This window comes from Streptococcus sp. HMSC062B01 (assembly GCF_001811085.1).
GTDB classification, from domain to species: domain Bacteria; phylum Bacillota; class Bacilli; order Lactobacillales; family Streptococcaceae; genus Streptococcus; species Streptococcus gordonii.
In genome coordinates this window covers 15,775-31,534 of record NZ_KZ672766.1, presented here as the reverse complement: position 1 = coordinate 31,534, position 15,760 = coordinate 15,775, and the positions used below count along the sequence as shown (strand labels likewise).

The 15,760-nt window shown below is 40.2% G+C and carries 17 protein-coding genes and 1 riboswitch; of the genes, 1 reads left to right on the top strand and 16 read right to left on the bottom strand.

Annotated features, from left to right (window positions below):
- Positions 1–68 precede the first annotated feature (68 nt).
- From HMPREF2780_RS00940 to HMPREF2780_RS00910, 7 genes are read right to left on the bottom strand one after another with little or no spacing between them, the layout of a single operon-like run.
- Positions 69–671, bottom strand: a complete 603-nt coding sequence (locus tag HMPREF2780_RS00940; RefSeq protein ID WP_061595751.1) for a lysozyme family protein — start codon at positions 669–671, stop codon at positions 69–71.
- Positions 671–1,645 (bottom strand): nucleoid-associated protein, encoded by a 975-nt coding sequence (locus tag HMPREF2780_RS00935; protein WP_045774037.1) that lies wholly within the window; start codon positions 1,643–1,645, stop codon positions 671–673. Before HMPREF2780_RS00935 ends, HMPREF2780_RS00940 begins: the two co-directional genes overlap by 1 nt.
- Before the next feature lies 1 nt (position 1,646).
- Positions 1,647–2,909 carry a serine hydroxymethyltransferase gene (gene glyA, locus HMPREF2780_RS00930; RefSeq protein WP_105025964.1) on the bottom strand — a complete coding sequence of 421 codons (1,263 nt, stop codon included), beginning with the start codon at positions 2,907–2,909 and terminating at the stop codon, positions 1,647–1,649.
- A 47-nt stretch (positions 2,910–2,956) separates the two neighbouring features.
- Positions 2,957–3,547 (bottom strand): L-threonylcarbamoyladenylate synthase, encoded by a 591-nt coding sequence (locus tag HMPREF2780_RS00925; protein WP_048775981.1) that lies wholly within the window; start codon positions 3,545–3,547, stop codon positions 2,957–2,959.
- Positions 3,540–4,370 (bottom strand): peptide chain release factor N(5)-glutamine methyltransferase, encoded by an 831-nt coding sequence (prmC, locus tag HMPREF2780_RS00920; protein ID WP_048775984.1) that lies wholly within the window; start codon positions 4,368–4,370, stop codon positions 3,540–3,542. The genes HMPREF2780_RS00925 and prmC overlap by 8 nt, the downstream gene beginning before the upstream one ends.
- Positions 4,370–5,449 carry a peptide chain release factor 1 gene (gene prfA, locus HMPREF2780_RS00915; RefSeq protein ID WP_048775986.1) on the bottom strand — a complete coding sequence of 360 codons (1,080 nt, stop codon included), beginning with the start codon at positions 5,447–5,449 and terminating at the stop codon, positions 4,370–4,372. The genes prmC and prfA overlap by 1 nt, the downstream gene beginning before the upstream one ends.
- A 32-nt stretch (positions 5,450–5,481) precedes the next feature.
- Complete coding sequence (locus HMPREF2780_RS00910; RefSeq protein ID WP_008808654.1) at positions 5,482–6,057, bottom strand: thymidine kinase; 576 nt, start codon at positions 6,055–6,057, stop codon at positions 5,482–5,484.
- Between the two features lie 121 nt (positions 6,058–6,178).
- Between HMPREF2780_RS00910 and HMPREF2780_RS00905 the strand changes: the two genes are divergently transcribed.
- Complete coding sequence (locus HMPREF2780_RS00905; protein WP_001117401.1) at positions 6,179–6,361, top strand: 4-oxalocrotonate tautomerase; 183 nt, start codon at positions 6,179–6,181, stop codon at positions 6,359–6,361.
- A gap of 113 nt (positions 6,362–6,474) precedes the next feature.
- Here the strand turns inward: HMPREF2780_RS00905 and HMPREF2780_RS00900 are convergent, their stop codons facing one another.
- From HMPREF2780_RS00900 to efeO, 9 genes are all read right to left on the bottom strand, one after another.
- Positions 6,475–7,740 (bottom strand): nucleobase:cation symporter-2 family protein, encoded by a 1,266-nt coding sequence (locus HMPREF2780_RS00900; protein WP_037622361.1) that lies wholly within the window; start codon positions 7,738–7,740, stop codon positions 6,475–6,477.
- Between the two features lies 1 nt (position 7,741).
- On the bottom strand, positions 7,742–8,323 hold the full coding sequence (locus HMPREF2780_RS00895) for a xanthine phosphoribosyltransferase (protein WP_008808652.1): 582 nt from the start codon (positions 8,321–8,323) through the stop codon (positions 7,742–7,744).
- Positions 8,324–8,407: 84 nt separating this feature from the next.
- A riboswitch (purine riboswitch) is annotated at positions 8,408–8,505 on the bottom strand.
- A complete protein-coding gene (guaC, locus tag HMPREF2780_RS00890; protein ID WP_008808651.1) occupies positions 8,504–9,487 on the bottom strand; it encodes a GMP reductase in 984 nt (327 codons plus the stop codon). (Overlaps the previous riboswitch by 2 nt.)
- Positions 9,488–9,672: 185 nt before the next feature.
- The gene (locus tag HMPREF2780_RS00885) at positions 9,673–11,010 is read right to left on the bottom strand and encodes an MATE family efflux transporter (RefSeq protein WP_061595753.1); all 1,338 of its coding nucleotides are present in this window, start codon (positions 11,008–11,010) and stop codon (positions 9,673–9,675) included.
- Between the two features lie 74 nt (positions 11,011–11,084).
- Complete coding sequence (locus HMPREF2780_RS00880; protein WP_046165566.1) at positions 11,085–11,276, bottom strand: twin-arginine translocase TatA/TatE family subunit; 192 nt, start codon at positions 11,274–11,276, stop codon at positions 11,085–11,087.
- Positions 11,276–11,992, bottom strand: coding sequence for a twin-arginine translocase subunit TatC (gene tatC, locus HMPREF2780_RS00875; RefSeq protein WP_105025963.1), 717 nt, complete (start codon positions 11,990–11,992; stop codon positions 11,276–11,278). Before tatC ends, HMPREF2780_RS00880 begins: the two co-directional genes overlap by 1 nt.
- Entirely contained in the window at positions 11,982–13,676 is a 1,695-nt protein-coding gene (locus HMPREF2780_RS00870; protein WP_105025962.1) for an FTR1 family iron permease, read from the bottom strand. Before HMPREF2780_RS00870 ends, tatC begins: the two co-directional genes overlap by 11 nt.
- Entirely contained in the window at positions 13,654–14,862 is a 1,209-nt protein-coding gene (gene efeB / locus HMPREF2780_RS00865) for an iron uptake transporter deferrochelatase/peroxidase subunit (protein ID WP_008808646.1), read from the bottom strand. The genes HMPREF2780_RS00870 and efeB overlap by 23 nt, the downstream gene beginning before the upstream one ends.
- A gap of 4 nt (positions 14,863–14,866) precedes the next feature.
- The gene (efeO, locus tag HMPREF2780_RS00860) at positions 14,867–15,742 is read right to left on the bottom strand and encodes an iron uptake system protein EfeO (protein ID WP_008808645.1); all 876 of its coding nucleotides are present in this window, start codon (positions 15,740–15,742) and stop codon (positions 14,867–14,869) included.
- Between the last annotated feature and the right edge of the window lie 18 nt (positions 15,743–15,760).

Here is a 15,760-nt window from a genome sequence, read left to right as displayed (position 1 = left end):
ATGATGGTTACAAGCAAATGAATTGCTGATTTATACCAATAAAAAGAAAGAAGCTTGATTGCTTCTTTCTAAAACCATTTTAAGAGTCGCATGATGTGCATATTCATCTTGACCTGACGGGAATAATAATAATTTCCTCCATTGATATAGAGCTCTGGGCCGTGGAAAATTGAAATCAAGTTATAGTAGCCATAGGTCTTGCCGGTTACATTTCCTAAGCTTGGTGCTACTACTTCTTTGGAATACTTTTTGGCCAGCTCCAGTGTATTCTCGCCACCGTTTTTAGCTACGTAGTCGATATAGGCTTGACCGAAATTATAGGCTTGTACTGCTGTCCAAACATCTACTTTTTTCTTGCTAGCCAACTCCAGGTTATCAGATAAGGTCTGGACGCCCTGACGAATACTTTCTTTGTTGTCTCTAATAGCATCAGTCTGACCAGTCGCGCTTTCACTGGACTGCATGACATCTGTGTCTTTTCCCTTGGTCTCTGTATAAATCATGGCCAGCACCAATTCTTCATTGGCCGCCGTGTCATGCTCGTCCAGCACCTCTCTGACTAAAGTCTGATATTTCATAACCTGCTTGACATCATGATGAATCTGATAAATCTTGTAGCCAGCAAATAGCACAAAAAGGACTAGAATCAGTCTTCTTAGAAATTTAAACATTATTTATTTTGGATATCCTCGATGTTCTTAATCAAAATAGAATAGGTGCCATTATCGTTCTGGATAAATTCTACTGACTCTGCGTCCTGATAGATATTATTTGGAACGATGAGCTCAATTCCATTTGAAAGGGAGAGTTTTTGATTTTCAAACTTTTTCTTCTGGCGACTGCTGTCAATCTCATCAAATTTGACTGGCTCAGGAATAGCTTCCTTGACTTGGTCAATAAAACTAAGACGAGCTGTTAGATTGTTGTCAAAAAGATCATCAGCCAGTTTCTCAGGCGACAGTTCGTCATTTTCTTCCAGATTTTTGAAAATGCTGGACTTGACCTTGGACTGGAACTGGAAATCGTCTTTATTAAAACTTTCAGCAACCCTCTGAGCTGTTTTCTCTAAAGTTTTAATTGATTTCTTGGCTGAGATTGTCGGATTGACCTGCAAGAGATTGTCTGACATGTAATTGAGAAAGGCACCGTTGTACTTGATACGCTTTTCAATCAGGTGGTACTTGCGAGATCTGAGATTGATGACAACAGCCTCATCCGCACCTGTACCAAAGCCAGGCAGATTGTTCTGAGTTAGTTTGATAGGATTGTCCACCTCACCACCCAAGTGGGTCAGAGTTTCCCGCAGAGCAATCCGCAGAAAAGCAAAGTGCTCCACACCCTCTTTGTCAAACTGGACAAAAATCAGATCGTTGGTTTTCTGGTTTTCACTGACTGAAAACTCCTCCTGCCAAAGCTTAGCAACTGTCACTGATGTTTTCAGCAAGTCATCTGAAAGTTGGGATAAAAAGATGTTTTCGGGATCGAAAACACCTGTTTTAGCATCGTCAGAATAGACCCGCTCAATCTTCTTGCGCAGGTACTCTTCAATCTTAGGAGTAATGTTGAGAAACTTATCCGCCAATAGCAGTTCGGTATCAGCTGGGCTGAATTGATGAATAATCGCTTTTTTTACGTAAATATCCATCTTAGTTCAAGCCCTCATAGAGTGGAAAAGCGTCCGTCAATTCGCGAACTTCAGCACGTACCTGATTCAGTATCGCTTCGTTTTCAGCATTTTCCAGAGCTTTGATGATGAGTTCTGCAACCTTGATACTTTCTGTTACGCCAAATCCTCGAGCTGCAATAGCTGCTGTACCGATACGAATTCCACTAGTCTTAAATGGTGACAAAGTTTCGTATGGGATGGAGTTTTTATTAAGGGTAATATTGACTTCATCCAAGAGATTTTGAGCGACTTTCCCATTTTCTACAACTTTAGTGACATCGACTAAGAAAAGGTGATTTTCAGTTCCATCAGAAATCACACGGAACTTATCATGCTGACGAAAGACTTGCGCCATAGCTTGGGCGTTATCCAAAATCTGCTGAGCATAAACCTTGAAAGCTGGATCAAACACTTCTTTAAAAGCAACTGCTTTGGCTGCAATGACATGCTCCAATGGGCCACCTTGAATGCCTGGGAAGATAGCTGAGTTAATTTTCTTAGCCAATTCTTCGTCATTTGTCAAAATCAATCCACCGCGAGGTCCACGCAAGGTCTTGTGGGTCGTTGTGGTTGTAATATCAGCATAAGGCACAGGGCTAGGATGGAGGCCTGCAGCGACTAATCCAGCGATGTGAGCCATATCTACCATAAGCTTGGCACCTACCGCATCAGCGATTTCACGGAATTTTGAAAAATCAATGATATGAGAGTAGGCTGAAGCACCCGCCACAATCAGCTTAGGCTGAACTTCTTTGGCCTGCTGGAGAATAGCATCAAAGTCCAGCAATTCAGTTTCTGGGTCAACGCTATAGGATACAAAATTATAAGTTTGTCCAGAGAAGCTGACTGATGCACCGTGAGTCAAGTGGCCACCCGCAGACAAATCCATACCCATAACAGTATCACCTGGCTCAATCAAAGCCATATAAGCTGCACAATTAGCCTGACTACCTGAGTGAGGTTGCACATTGGCAAACTTAGCACCAAAGATTTCCTTGGCACGTTCAATTGCAAGGCTCTCAATCACATCCACTACATCTGTACCACCATAGTAACGGCGACCTGGGTAACCTTCAGCATACTTATTGGTCAAAATAGAACCTTGAGCAGCCATGACAGCTTTAGAAACGACATTTTCTGAAGCAATCAGCTCAATATTATGTTGCTGACGTTCTTCTTCTTTTGCAACTGCTTCCCAAATCTCTGGGTCAAATGCTTTGTAGTCTTCTTGGTCAAAAATCATAAGGTGTCTCCCTTCTTTTGCGAAAATAGGACCCAAGGTCCTAAAAGTTAAAATTTTATACCATTTACTTGGGCGAGGATATCCTCGCGAGTAATCGCTCCCTGGCGTAAAATATGAGCCTTTTCTCCAGATAAGTCCAGGATGGTTGAATCCTGACCTGTCAAAGCAGCATCATCTTCTACTCCCGAGACTTGCTCTTGAAAATCCATCACAATCTGCTGAAAAGAAGTTCCACTAACTTTTCCAGAAAGATTGGCGGATGGACCAATCAAGGGACCGTACTTGCGAATCAAGTCCAGTGTAACCGGATGTTTAGGAATCCGAAAGCCAACAGTATCCATACCTGAGTTTATCCAAGTCGGCACTTGGTCATTGGCTTGGAGAATAATTGTCAATGGCCCAGGCAGAAAGGCTTGGTAGAGTTGATCTAGATAAGTGGGCTGATTCTTAGAAAAGGCATAAATCTCTTCTAAGCTAGCCACATTAAGATTAAGAGCCTTGTCGCGAGGTCTTCGCTTTAACTCATAGACTCGCTCAACCGCCTCTTCATTCAATGCCTGTGCAAAGAGGCCATAAACAGTTTCTGTTGGCAGGACAACTGCTCCGCCTGCTGCCAGAGTCTTTTCTATTTTATCCATTGTCCATCGCCACCATTCTATCTTTGCCAAATTGATCTTTCAGAACTCGGATTCGTTTTTGTGGGAAGAATTGTTTCAATAAATCCACGACACCGTCTCCTTGCTTGTAGCCAATCTCCAGATAGATTTTTCCTTTTTCTGTCAGATAGTCTCCTGCCTGCTCGGCTATTTTCCGGTAGACCTCATAGCCATCTTCCTCCGCAAAGAGAGCCATGTGAGGCTCTGAGGTCAAAACATTAAGTCCGACTTCATCCTTATCTTCTTCTGAAATATAAGGCGGATTGGAGGCGATAATGTCAAATTTTCCTTGTATTGCATCCAAGCAATCAGATTGGACAAGAGTGAGGTTGAGTCCGCAAAACTGAGCATTTTCTGCTGCCAAGGAAAGAGCATCTTTTGACAGATCAGAAGCAGTAATCTTCCAGTCTGGACGGCTGTTTGCTAGTGCAAGAGCAATGGCTCCGCTACCTGTTCCAATATCCAAGACAGATAGAGGTGTTTCGGGATTTTCTGACAAAATCAGCTCCACCAGCTCCTCCGTCTCAGGCCTTGGAATCAACACCCGCTCATCAACTTTGAGATTCAGACTGTGAAAGTCACTGCTGCCAATAATATATTGGGCAGGTTTGTGAGCAAGTAGCTGCTCTTGAATTGCTTTTAGCTGCTCACGATCTTCTTGACTGACTTCTGCCCGAAGTTTGAGAACAAAGTCAGTAAAGGAAAGCTGATTGAGAGCCCGATAAACGAAAGACAGGCTTTCTGCTTCTTCTCCCGCTGCTACCAGCTCCTGCTCTAGCTCAGCCAAATATTGAGCCAATGTCATTACTTATTCAACTCTTCTAGTTTTTGCGTTTGGTCATAGAGAACCAAAGCATCAACGACTTCATCCAGTTTACCAGCTAAAATCGTGTCCAGTTTTTGCAAGGTCAGTCCGATACGGTGGTCTGTTACTCGGTTTTGCGGGAAATTATAGGTGCGAATCCGCTCTGAGCGATCACCGGTACCAATTGTAGACTTGCGTTCTGCATCCTGCTCATCTTGAGCAATTTGAGCAAAGTGGTCTGCCACACGAGCTCGGATGATTTTCATCGCCTTATCTCTGTTCTTCTGCTGGGTCCGCTCTTCCTGCATTTCAACTTTGATGTTGGTCGGCAGGTGGACAATACGAACCGCAGTCGCAACCTTATTGACATTCTGTCCACCAGCACCTGAGGCATGGTAGATGTCAACGCGCAGATCTTTAGGATCAATGTCGTATTCTACTTCTTCAATTTCTGGCATAACCAAGACAGTTGCCGTAGAAGTATGAACGCGACCTTGGCTTTCGGTCACTGGAACCCGCTGTACTCGATGAGCTCCCGATTCATATTTAAGCTTTGAGTAGACCGACTGACCTGAGACCATAGCGACTACTTCCTTGATTCCACCTACACCATTATAAGAGGCCTCCATGACTTCGAAGCGCCAGCCTTGGCTTTCAGCGTATTTTTGATACATCTGCAAGAGGTCGCCAGCAAATAACTGCGCTTCGTCTCCTCCCGCTGCACCACGAATTTCAAGGATAATGTTTTTATCATCATTTGGATCTTTGGGTAAAAGAAGAATTTTTAGTTTTTCTTCGTATTCTTCTTTTTCACCCTTGGCATCTTTTAGTTCTTGCTTGGCCATTTCCTCCAAGTCCGCATCACCACCAGATTCTTTGATCATTTCTTCAGCGTCGACGATGTTTTGAAGGACTTGCTTGTATTCGCGGTAAGCTGTCACCGTGTCACGAGTGGAAGCTTCTTCTTTTGAAAGCTCCATAAAACGCTTGGTATCAGAAACCACATCTGGGTCACTCAATAACTCTCCTAACTCTTCGTAGCGATCTTCAACCGCCTGTAACTGTTCATAGATATTCATAGATTTTTTATCATCTCCTTTATTTCAATCATTCAATTATTAATGTCTGGCTTAAAATAATGCTTGCGACAGACTGGGATATAAGTTTCATTACCACCAATTTGAATCTGTTCCCCGTCATATACTGGTTTTCCATGATCTGTTCGCAAAACCATAGTTGCTTTTCGTGAACAGTATTGGCAGATAGTCTTGATTTCCTCTATTTTATCAGCCAAGAGCAAGAGGTGCTTGGAACCTTCAAAAAGTTCATTGCGAAAATCATTTTTTAGGCCAAAGGCCATAACAGGAACATCTAGCTCATCCACCACTCTAGCCAAATCATAGACATGATGGCGTTTCAAGAATTGAGCCTCATCGATTAAAATACAGTAAGGTTTTTCTGGTAAATTTTTGATATAGCCCAAAATATCTGTATCATCTTCAATTGCCATTGCCTGGCGTTTCATACCAATTCGGCTTGATACATACCCAACACCGTCTCGAGTGTCAACCGCGCTGGTCATAATCACAACACCCTTGCCCTGTTCCTCGTAGTTATGAGCAACTTTTAAGATCTCAATAGTCTTTCCTGAGTTCATTGTGCCGTATTTATAATATAATTGAGCCATAATCTCTAACTTTTTCTTCTTCCATTCTATAAGTTAATCCATTTAATTGTACCATAATTGGACAAGCATTAAAACCTAAATTGTGATAAAATAATGTTAAGAAAATAAAGGAGGCAATCTAATGCCATTTGTTAGAATTGATTTATTTGAAGGTCGTACTCTGGAGCAGAAAAAAGCTCTTGCCAAGGAAGTAACTGAAGCCGTTGTCAGAAATACTGGCGCTCCTCAATCTGCAGTCCATGTCATCATTAACGATATGCCTGAAGGAACCTACTTCCCACAAGGGGAAATGCGTACAAAATAATCTATAACCGCTAGCCAAGCGGTTTTTTTATTTGAAAAAGGCCATAAATGTACTGACTCCAAAAGTTAGACAGTAGAAATCTAATTTTTGGAGTGCAGTTCAAAAACAGCCTTTTATTTATTTTTTCGATTTAAAACAGCATTTAAAATAATTGCTATCAGACTGGCCATGACAATGCCATTTGAAAAGAACATCTGTAAACTAGAAGGCAGACTGTTAAAAAGGCTACTTCCGTTTAAACCAACCCCAGCCGAAATAGAAACTGCTGCGATTAAGAAATTGTGTTCGTTGTGTTCGAAATCAACACGAGCCAAGATTTGCATCCCTTGAATTGAAACAAAGCCAAACATGACTAGCATCGCCCCACCCAAAACAGGATTAGGAATAATTTGAGCTAAAGCACCAAATTTTGGTACAAGTCCCAAGAGAACTAGGAACCCTGCTGCATAGTAGATTGGCAGACGAGTCTTAATTCCAGACAACTTAACCAAACCAACATTTTGAGAAAAACCTGTATAAGGGAAGGTATTGAAGATACCTCCAAGCAAGACTGCCAAACCCTCAGCCCTGTAACCATTACGTAGACGTTTGCTATCAATCGGATCTTTGGTAAGATCAGACAAGGCCAAATAGACTCCTGTTGACTCTACCATAGAAACTGTAGCAATAATACACATCATGGCAATCGAAGAAAATTCAAACTTGGGAGCACCAAAGTAGAAAGGTGTAGGAATATGAACAATTGGAGCCTGAGAAACAGGAGTAAGATCTACTAGCCCCATACAACCTGCAATAAAAGTCCCAATAACCAGACCAATCAAAATTGAAATAGATTTGACAAAGCCTTTAGTAAAGATATTAATCAGTAAAATGATCAGGACAGTAACAGCTGCTAAGATTAAACTTTGAGCAGTTGGTTTCTCAACATTATTTCCCATATTACCAATCGCAACTGGAATGAGAGTCAATCCGATAGTTGTAATGACAGACCCTGTCACAACTGACGGGAAAAGATCAGCAACCTTAGAGAAAACACCTGAAATCAAAACGACATAGATACCTGACACAATGAGGGCACCAAACATGGCACCACTTCCGTGACTTTGTCCAATCATAATTAAAGGCGCAACAGACTGGAAGGCTACTCCCAAAACGACAGGTAAACCAATACCAAAGTATTTATTTAACTGCAACTGGAGAAAGGTTGCCACCCCACACATAAAGATATCTGTCGAAATTAAATAAGTCAGTTGTTCAGCAGAATATCCTAAAGCTCCAGCAATCATGATTGGAACCAAAATCGATCCCGAATACATAGCCAATAAGTGCTGCAAGCCAAGAACGGCTGCTTGCGAATGTTTTTCTTCTTTGTACTCCATCTTATGCATCTGCCTTTCCAAATACAACTTTTCCATTTTCAAACTTTTCAATCCGAGCTAGAGAAACTACTCTTTGTCCATCATCTTCCAATAATTTTCTTCCAGATTGAAAAGACTTTTCGATGACAATTCCAATAGCTTCAACACTCGCTCCTGCTTGGCGAATGATTTCAACCAAACCTTTAGCCGCCTGTCCATTGGCTAAAAAATCATCAATCACTAATACCTTATCCGAAGGACTCAAGAATTTTCCGGCAATCGAAACCGTCGAAGTCACTTGCTTTGTGAATGAGTATACTTCAGCTGTTAAAATCCCCTCAGTCATAGTAATATTTTTAGCCTTTTTAGCAAAAATCATTGGAACTCCTAACGCCTCAGCAGTATAGACAGCTGGGGCGATTCCAGATGCTTCAATCGTCACGACCTTTGTAATTCCTGACTCACGGAACCTATCAGCAAATACCCGGCCTATTTCTTTCATTAAAGAAAAATCAACCTGGTGAGTCAAGAAAGAATCTACTTTGAGAATATTTTCCCCTAAAACATTTCCGTCATGGAGGATTCGTTCTTCTAATTTTTTCATTATATCTCCTTTAAAAAACTAAATAAGGACCTGCTTAAAGCAAGTCCTCATACAACGACAGTAACCTGTTACAAAAGTAACAGGAAACTTGTAAGACTCACTTATTGTTAGATGTTTGGCATCTTGTAGAGACCTTGCCCCAATCATTAGCAAGATAAATAAGCTTTTCTTTATTATACCTTAATGTGCATCGCCATTCCAAATAGAATTTTTAACGATAACATAATCCACTCTAGTCAAACTGTGCAAATCTCGACCGCCTGCATAAGAAATCGAACTTTGCAAATCCTGCTCCATCTCAGTCAAAGTATCCTGTAAATGACCTTTAGCTGGTAGCAGAATTTTTTTGCCTTCAACATTTTTGTAGGCACCCTTTTGGTACTCAGACGCAGAACCATAATACTCTTTGAATTTATCACCATCGATTTCAATAGTCTCACCTGGGCTTTCAATATGACCGGCAAAGAGCGATCCAATCATAACCATACTAGCCCCAAAGCGAATAGACTTGGCAATATCTCCATGTGTCCGAATCCCACCATCAGCAATAATCGGCTTGCGGGCAACCTTAGAACACCATCTCAAAGCTGATAATTGCCAACCGCCTGTGCCAAAACCAGTCTTCACTTTGGTAATACAAACCTTACCTGGTCCAATCCCTACTTTTGTCGCGTCCGCACCAGCATTTTCCAATTCACGAACCGCTTCGGGTGTACCAACATTACCAGCAATGACAAAAGTCTCAGGCAGTTCTTTTTTGATATGTTGGATCATTTTAATTACACTGTCAGAGTGCCCATGAGCGATATCAATGGTGATATATTCAGGTGCATCTCCTTTCAGGCTACTGACAAAATCATATTCATAATCTTTAACACCAACCGAAATAGAGGCAATCAAGCCTTTTTCATGCATTCGTTTAACAAATGGCTTGCGCCCTTCTTCATCAAAACGATGCATAATATAAAAATACCCACCTCGAGCAAGCTCTTCCGCAACCGACTCATCAATAATCGTTTGCATATTAGACGGTACAACTGGCAAGCGGAAGGTGTGATTACCAAACTTCACTCGTGTATCTGCCTCAGATCGACTTTTAACCACACATTTTGCTGGGATGAGTTGGATATCTTCATAATCAAAAACTTGAAAATCATTTAGCATAGAGCTTTCCTCGCAATAATCTTTATTTAGACCTACCTATGCACTTTCGCATCGCTACGTCTTTCTTGACGTTTCCTAATGAAGTTTACCACAAAAATAAGATTTAGCAAAATTCTAAAGCTATTTAATGAGTAATTGTTCGGATATCACGAACTTATATCAAACAAGAAAACTATTACATTTTATTAGGATTTCTTTTCGACTTGCTTCAAACGAATTTGATAAAGAATACCAGTGACAACCAAGCTGGCGATTAAACCAATCCAGTAGCCATAAGGACCAAATTTACAAATATTATCTAAAAATAATCCAAGCGGAAGGGCTACTCCCCAATAGCCACTTAGTCCAAGGTAAAATGGTACTGTCGTATCCTTGTAGCCACGAAGAATACCCTGTAAAGGAGCCGCAAACGTATCTGCTAGTTGAAAGAATAGGCTATAAGTTAAGAAGATGGAAGTTAGAGCGATAAACTCTGAGTTTGTACCATAAAGAGAGGCAACCTGATTTCGAAGTAAAAAGAGAAATACAAGCGTAAATCCTGAAATAAGCAAAGCCGTAACCCTTCCTAAGCGACAGTATTTTTTTACATCATCATAGCGTTTTGCACCAATTTCATAAGAAACCACAATTGCCATTGCCGAAGAAATCCCAGCAGGAAAGGCGTACATAAGATTTGAAAAGTTCATTGCCGATTGATGGCTAGCTATCACTATTGATGGAAACTTGGCCATGATAAGTCCTACAACAGAAAAGATAACGACTTCAGCAAAAACAATTCCACCAATTGGTAAACCAAGCCGTAATCCCTCCTTAATTCCCTCGGCTACCACTTTTTGTCTTTTCCAAAGCTTATAGGATTTAACCTTTGGATGTTTGAATAAAATCAAGACAGAGATGAATAAGAGAACCCAGTAAGCTACAGAAGTTCCAAGACCAGCTCCCGCACCTCCCATTTCTGGAAAACCAAATGCGCCATATATCAAGGCGTAATTAAAACTGGCATTTAAGGGCAAAAGTAAAAGCATCAAGTACATGGAGAGGCGAGTTAAACCAAGTGCATCTAACAGTGAACGTACGACACTAAAAAGTAAAAGCGGTATGATGCCTAGAGATAAATACATAAGATAATGCTTAGCCACTACTGCTACTAGGTTTTCCAAAGACAAACTGTCTAAAATTAGAGGAGCTCCAAAAAGAACTAACAAAAAAAGAACAATGGATAAACCAAGCGACAGATAGATAAACTGATAAAAATCTGAGGTAATCTTTTTCTCATCGCCTTTTCCCAAATGATGCCCAACAATCGGCACTAAAGCAGATACAATCCCTGTTAAAAAGGAGAAAAAAGGACTCCATAGACTTGTAGCCATAGACACACCAGCAAGATGGAGAGTATCATACTGTCCAGTCATGGTTGTATCTACGAATGACGCAGAATAATTTGCCAGCTGATAAATCAAGACAGGAATAAAAATCGAAAGAAATAACTTCAAGCGCTGGCTAAAATGATAGGTTTGATACATAATAATCTCCTCTAACCTTCCTTCTTTTCTCTAACTATACTATAAGCGAAGATGATAGTCAAAAAGAAAAAGGGTTAATCCCCTTTTTCCTTCTTGTCTTGCGAATCTGCATCTTTTTCATTATTATTCATAGCATTTTTAAACTCTGAAAACATTTTTCCAATTGATTGTCCAAGCTCTGGTAAACGCTTGGGACCAAAAATTAGCAAGGCTCCTAATACAATAATAATTAGACCTGGCGCTCCAATATCTCTTAAAATACCCATTATTCACTCCTCTTTTCTTTCTTTTTGTATATATAATAGCTAAACAGCAGACTGACTTCATAAAGTAAAATCAAGGGAACTGTCATGGCCAAATCACTGATAAAGTCAGCAGGCGTTAAAACAACTGCTAAGACTAATAAAATAAAGTAAGCATACCTTCTATATTGTACCAAAAATTGTGGCTTGAGCAAACCAAGCGATGTAAAAAATGATACTAGAACTGGCAATTCAAACAAGATACCAAGCGGAATTGTTGTATGAAAGAGAAAGGCCAGATAATTTTGGGCGGTAAGCTGGGTCTCAAACAAACCCTCTCCCAGTGAAAGCAGGACTTGTAAAATGGCCGGACTAACCAGATAAAAACCAAAAGCCAATCCCAAAACAAAACAGATAAAGGTCGCTGGTATATAAGCAAAAATTGCTTTTGATTCCCTTGAAGTCAGAGCCGGCCTCACGAACTGCCAAATCTGATAAACCATAAAAGGCAAGGTCACACTAAAAGCTAGCAGGCTAGACAATCTGACGTAAATCCAAAGAATATCATTCGGTCCTAAGACAAGCAACTTCTTTTCAAATCCACTGGTCAACCAGCTATAAATATCACCTGCGTAGATAAAACCAAGTAAAAATACCAGAAGAAAGCAAGCTAAAGTCCAAATAAAGCGTCTACGAAACTCTGTCAAGTGTTCTACGATAGTTTGTTTTTTATGATCCATGGCTACTCTCACGATTCTTCCATGTAATGATAAGTACGATAACTACAAATATTAACTGACAAGTTACAACTTCTAGACTTGGATAAATTCCAGCCCAATCAATCGATGGAAATCCATTCATCAGATGGCTTGGTAAAATGTTAGTTAACTGGAGAGCATGAATGCTAACCCCCAGCATTTTAAAGGCCAGAGCATAAATGAGCCAAGTCAGAATCAAGAAAATTCGATGTGGTTTGAAATAGGCAGAAGCCTTATTCATAATCAAAGCAAGAACAAACAAAACAAGAAACGCCAGTCCTATTCCTAGGAAAAAACTTGCCTTATCAATTCTAGGATAGATTCCCGCATAGAATAGAATCGTCTCTGCTCCTTCTCGAAACACAGCGAGAAAGCTCAGTGCAAACATAGAAATGAAACTGCCGGTTGCTGTGACAGCCTTCATCTGGCTTTCCATAAAGTCATTCCACTTTTTAATTGAAGACTTGCTATGTAGCCAAATCCCGACCATAATCATCATCAAAACAGCAAAAATCCCGACTGCACCTTCGATAATCTCACGGTTAGAACCTGAGGATACTGCTGGGAAAAGGAATTGAAGCAAAACAGCAATCGCTAAGCTTGCCAAAATCCCCATAACTGCTCCTGTATAAACCCACTTTAGCCCCTTTTTCATCTTGGCTGCTTTTAGTGTTGTAACAAGAGCCATAACGATCAAGAGAGCCTCTACTCCTTCTCTCAAAAGAATGAGCATAGCATCAAAAAAGTTATAGGATGCACTCGTATCAATCTGCGACAAATCATTAATTAAGGCATGTAGCTGATCTTGATATTTTTTTTCATTTCCCTTAACCATGATGACTGGTGTTTCACTTTCGACTCGAGTATAGAGAGTGGCGTTGCGCGTGCTGACATCTCCTTCAATACTTGGCCAGATAGTGATGAATTTTTTCATATTTGAGCTAGCTTCTTGAGTTTTTCCAGCTTTAAATCCATCCAAGGCTTTTTCGAGTAACTGAATTCCGTCTTTTAAAGTAAGATTTCCTTCGGTTGTAGCAACCTCTTCGCCCTTTACAAAACTATCAATAGCAGTCTTTAAGTCATCAAAAGAAGATTGAACACTTGAAAAATCTACTGGCTCAGTCTCGATTGCACTACGTAAAAAAGAAATCGCAGTTTCAATCTTACCATAGTGAGCTGTACTATTATCACGAACAACACCTTCGTTCACCGTCCAGGTCGAGTTCATTTTTTTATAAGCTGAACGAGTTTGTTCAAGATTCTTTGCTGAAATAGCTGCCTGTAAATCTGCAAATCTTGACTCTAACCGACTTACCAACTTTTCTTTTTCAGCCTTAAGGTCAACTGGGTGTTGCTCCTTATCAAACTTTAAGAGCTCAGACGAAATCGTGGTTAAGTTCTCCTTAGTCACCTCATTTATTGTCAATGCTTTGCTGACTTCTTTACCAGCTGGTGAATCATGATTCTCTAATTGTTCAAATTCTTCCTTTATCTCAGCAACCAATTGCTTCGCCTTAGCCTGATTGCCTTGCTCTACAGCTCTTGTAGCATCTGTTACCTTTACAAAAAGCTGACTAAATGCTTCCTCTGCAAAAACAGGTTTAGCGAAAAAAAGGAAGGCTATTGCCAAGATAATTAGGAGTTTATTCAAATAATTTTTGACCAAGGTACTCTCCTTTTTTCACACCAGCAAAGCAAGCAAAGAGGCCGCTACCAATATGTGTTACATATTCATTCATCTTGTCCTGAGCTCCAAGATTAGTCTGAACTTTTACAAAACTATCCGGATTCTTTTGGAAGGCAAGAAAAAGAAGACCTGTATCAAACTGACCAGTTTTCTCGACGATGCCATCGGAATATGAATAAGATCGACGATAGATTGGTTTGTTTACTTCTTTAGCTAAGCGAACGTGAGAATCGACCGGCAAGAGAGCTAAATCAACCTCATCGAATTCATCTTTCTTACCAAAGGGGGCACCACTTTCCTTATAACGACCAAATGTGTTTTCCTGCTCCTGTAGGTTTGTCCGATCCCAAGTTTCAAGAAACATTTGAATACGACGAACAGCCATATAAGTGCCACCTTTCATCCAGTCGTCACTATCAGTCCAAATTACTTGATCAAAGTCCTTTTCTTTGGTCACGTTGGCAGTTCCATCCTTGAATCCAAAAAGATTTCTAGGAGTTGACATACGGTCTCCAATCGCTGCAAAACCTGATTGACTCCATTTCATGGTAACAGTATTTCTGGCCTTACGAACTAGATTTCTGACTGCATGAAAAGCTACTTGTTCATCATCAGCGCAAGCTTGGATTACAATATCACCACCCGTGTACTTTTCTTGCAATTGCTCTTTTGGAAATGGAGGTAAGTCACGAAATTCTTTAGGACGCTTCTTTTCCAAGCCCATTTTTTTCAAAAAATCAGCTGACACACCAAAAGTAAGAGTCAAACGATAGGGATTTAGACCCACTGTTTCACCAGTGTCGCTAGGTGGCAAAAGGGCATTAGAACCATCTTTTTTGACCAATTCTCCATCCACCAACTTGCTGCTATAATCAGTCCAGTCCTTAAACATTTGAATAACTTCTTCTTTGTCGGTACTATGCAAATCAAGCACTACAAAATAGATATTTTTTTGCATTGGAGTCGTAATTCCTGCTTGATGCTCACCGTAAAAGCTGATTTCTTCGCCACCATCGGAAATTTTCTTTTCTTCTTGTGCTTTATTAGCGAAAAAAGCAGAGGCACCAGAAACACCCAGTGCTAGACCAGCGCCTCCAATCCCTGCTTTTTTAAGAAATTCACGACGGTCCATCTTTTTTTCAAACCATTTTTCGTCGTTTGTCATATCATTACTTCCCGTTTAAAATGACTCCCATTTGGGATAAAGGTTCACCAAGTTTTGTAACACCTTCTGCTAATTCTTTAGTATCCTCTTTAGTTAAGTCTGTATATAGCTTATAGTGCTGACTATCTGTCATATGTTTATCCAAGAGGCTATTAACATTTTTAAATTCTTTTTCTAAAGAAGCTACAAGCTTTTCGTCTTTATTCTTGATAAGTGGTTTAAACAATTGGAAAATTTTCTCAGCACCCTCAATATTTGCACGGAAATCGTACAAATCTGTATGAGAGTAGATTTCCTCTTCACCAGTAATCTTGCTTGTTGCAACTTCATTTAATAAGTCAACAGCACCAGTCAGCATCATATCAGGAGTAACCTCTACTGTTGCAACTTTCGCCTTCAATTCTTTAATGTCATTAACCAATTGATTAGCATAAGTTTCTGTTCCAGAAGTGGTATTTTGTTCCCACAAGATTTTTTCAATACGGTGGAAGCCTGACCATCCTTCTTCAGTCTTGTTCTCATCCATATAATCTGCTAAACGAAAATCAATTTTTACATCAGACTCACCAAAACTTTCAGCAATCGGTTCTGATCGCTCATAGCTCATTCGAATAAGTGGATAGATTTTCTTTGCTTCGTCAAGCTTTCCTTCCTTAAGAAGAGAGGCGAATTTTTCAGTATCAGTCAGCAACTGATCAATTTGCCCTTCCACAAAAGTCTTATATTCCGACGTAGCCTTATCTAAAGCCTTCTTATCATTAGACGATAAGGTCACTTTTGCTTCACTACTACTTGAAGAAGTTTTGCTTGTGTTCGTATTTGCAGAACAAGCTGTCATGAGAACAGCTGCTGAAAATAGGACAAGTCCCATTTTTTTCATGGTCTATCTCCTTTAAAT